The following is a 2,627-nucleotide window of genomic DNA, read 5'->3' on the forward strand; positions in this document are numbered from 1 at the left end:
CCGAGGTTGATTTCCGGCTGGCCGAACTTGGCATTGTCCGCCGCCAGGATGAAGTCACACATCATCGCCAGCTCGCAGCCACCGCCCAGGGCAAAGCCGGACACCGCGGCAATGATCGGCTTGCGCCGGTTGGCAATGCGGTCGGCATCGCTGAACAGGTCGTCGACGTAGATCTGCGGGTATTGCAGCTCAGCCATTTCTTTGATGTCGGCGCCGGCGGCGAAGGCCTTGGCGGAACCGGTCAGCACCACGCAACCGATGTTCGGGTCCCGCTCGAGCTGGTCCAGGGCCTGGTTGATCTCGCCGACGATCTGCGCATTCAGCGCGTTCAGCGCCTGCGGGCGGTTCAGGGTAATCAGGCCGACCTTGCCGTGGATGTCCAACAGGATGGTTTCGAATGCCATGCAGTCTGCTCCTTCAAAGATTGCGCGCAATGACCATGCGCTGAATGTCGCTGGTGCCTTCGTAGATCTGGCAAACCCGAACGTCGCGGTAGATACGCTCCAGCGGGAAGTCGCTCAGATAGCCATAACCGCCCAGGGTCTGCAAGGCATCCGAACAGACCTTTTCGGCCATTTCCGAGGCAAACAGCTTGGCCATCGATGCTTCCACCAGTGCCGGACGCCCGGCATCGCGCAACGCGGCGGCGTGCAGCACCATCTGCCGGGCCACGGCGATCTTCGTCGCCATGTCGGCCAGGCGGAACGCCACGGCCTGGTGTTCGACCAGCACCTTGCCGAAACTTTGCCGCTCGTTGGCATAGTCGCGCGCCACTTCGAACGCCGCACGAGCCATGCCCACCGCTTGCGCGGCAATGCCGATACGGCCGCCTTCTAGGTTGGCCAGGGCAATCTTGTAGCCCTCGCCCTCCGCACCCAGGCGGTTGGCCACCGGCACGCGCACATTATCGAAAACGATCTGGCAGGTGTCGGAAGCGTGCTGACCAAGCTTGTCCTCGACCCGCGCCACCTGGTAACCCGGTGAATCGGTGGGCACGATGAAGGCGCTGATGCCGCGTTTGCCGGCGTCCGGGTCGGTGACAGCGAATACGATCACCACCCCGGCGTTCTGCCCGGAGGTGATGAACTGCTTGCTGCCGTTGAGCACATAGTGGTCGCCATCCAGGCGCGCACGCGTCTTCAAGCTGCTGGCATCGGAGCCGGCCTGGGGTTCGGTCAGGGCGAAGGCGCCGAGCATCGCGCCGCTGGCCAGCGGAGTCAGGAACTGCGCTTTCTGCTGCTCGCTGCCAAAGCGCAGGATCGGCACGCAACCTACCGAGTTGTGCACGCTCATGATGGTCGAGCAGGCGCCATCTCCAGCGGCGATTTCCTCCAGGGCCATGGCGTAAGCCACATATCCGGTGTCGCTGCCCCCCCATTGCTCCGGCACCAGCATGCCGAACAGCCCCAGCTCGGCCATCTCGGCGATGGCCTCCCTGGGGAAGCGATGTTCCTTGTCCCATTGCTCGGCAAACGGCTTCAGGCGCTCCTGGGCGAAGGCGCGCACCGCGTCGGCGATCTGTTGTTGTTCGTCAGTTACCAGCATGGTTCACCTCAGTACAGGCATTCGACAGCCATGGCCGTGGCTTCGCCACCGCCGATGCAAATGGCCGCCACTCCGCGGCGCAGGTTGTTCTGGCGCAGGGCCGACAGCAGGGTCACCAGGATGCGTGCGCCGGAGGCGCCGATCGGGTGGCCAAGGGCGCAGGCACCACCGTGGATGTTGACCTTGTCATGTGGCAGGTCGAGGTGCTTCATGGCCGCCAGGGTAACCACGGCGAAGGCCTCGTTGATCTCGAACAGGTCAACCTCGGCCAGGTTCCAGCCGGTGCGTTTCACCAGCTTGTCGATGGCTCCGATCGGAGCGGTGGGGAACAGTGCCGGGGTGTCGGCGAAAGCGGCATGGCCATGGATCACCGCCAGCGGCTTGAGGCCACGCTTGTCGGCTTCGGAGCGGCGCATCAGCACCAGCGCCGCGGCACCGTCGGAAATCGAACTGGAGTTGGCCGCCGTCACCGTACCGCCTTCGCGGAACGCCGGCTTGAGCTGCGGGATCTTGTCCAGGCGGGCCTTGGGCGGCTGCTCGTCATCCTTGACCAGGCGCTTTTCCTTGCCCTCGGTGACTTCCACAGGGACGATCTCGGCAGCGAAACGGCCATTGCTGATCGCCGCCTGGGCACGGGTCAGCGAGGCGATGGCGAACTGGTCCTGGGCCTCACGGCTGAAGGCATTGGCCTGGGCGCAGTCTTCGGCGAAGGTGCCCATCAGCCGGCCCTTGTCGTAGGCGTCTTCCAGGCCGTCCATGAACATATGGTCGATGACCCGGCCGTGGCCCATGCGATAGCCGCCACGGGCCTTGTCCAGCAGGTAGGGGGCATTGGTCATGCTTTCCATGCCACCGGCCACTACCACATCGGCGGTGCCGGCCAGCAGCAGGTCATGGGCCATGATCGCCGCCTGCATGCCCGACCCGCACATCTTGTTCAGGGTGGTGCAGGTGGTGTGTCTGTCCAGCCCGGCACCCAGCGCCGCCTGGCGGGCCGGCGCCTGGCCCTGGCCGGCCGGCAGCACGCAGCCGAACAGGACCTGCTCGACACTGCCGGCATCGGAACGGAAGAGCGTCGTGTA

3 protein-coding genes are annotated in these 2,627 nt (G+C 65.1%); all 3 read right to left on the minus strand.

All coding sequences use genetic code 11. The features are described from left to right. Positions 1-404: enoyl-CoA hydratase-related protein (locus B4L76_RS01790; RefSeq protein WP_296230057.1), on the minus strand; the 404-nt coding region annotated here is incomplete at its 3' end. A 13-nt stretch (positions 405-417) separates the two neighbouring features. After that, complete coding sequence (locus B4L76_RS01795) at positions 418-1,545, minus strand: acyl-CoA dehydrogenase (RefSeq protein ID WP_296230058.1); 1,128 nt, start codon at positions 1,543-1,545, stop codon at positions 418-420. 8 nt (positions 1,546-1,553) lie between these two features. Continuing rightward, positions 1,554-2,627 (minus strand): acetyl-CoA C-acyltransferase (locus B4L76_RS01800; protein ID WP_296230059.1); only part of this gene is annotated, 1,074 nt, incomplete at its 5' end.

Source organism: Pseudomonas sp. UBA4617, assembly GCF_002386445.1.
Classification (GTDB): Bacteria; Pseudomonadota; Gammaproteobacteria; order Pseudomonadales; family Pseudomonadaceae; genus Aquipseudomonas.

Coding starts and splice junctions, on each gene's coding strand:
- B4L76_RS01795 (WP_296230058.1), bottom strand. CDS start 1,545: ATGCTGGTAACTGACGAACAACAACAGATCGCCGACGCGGTGCGCGCC.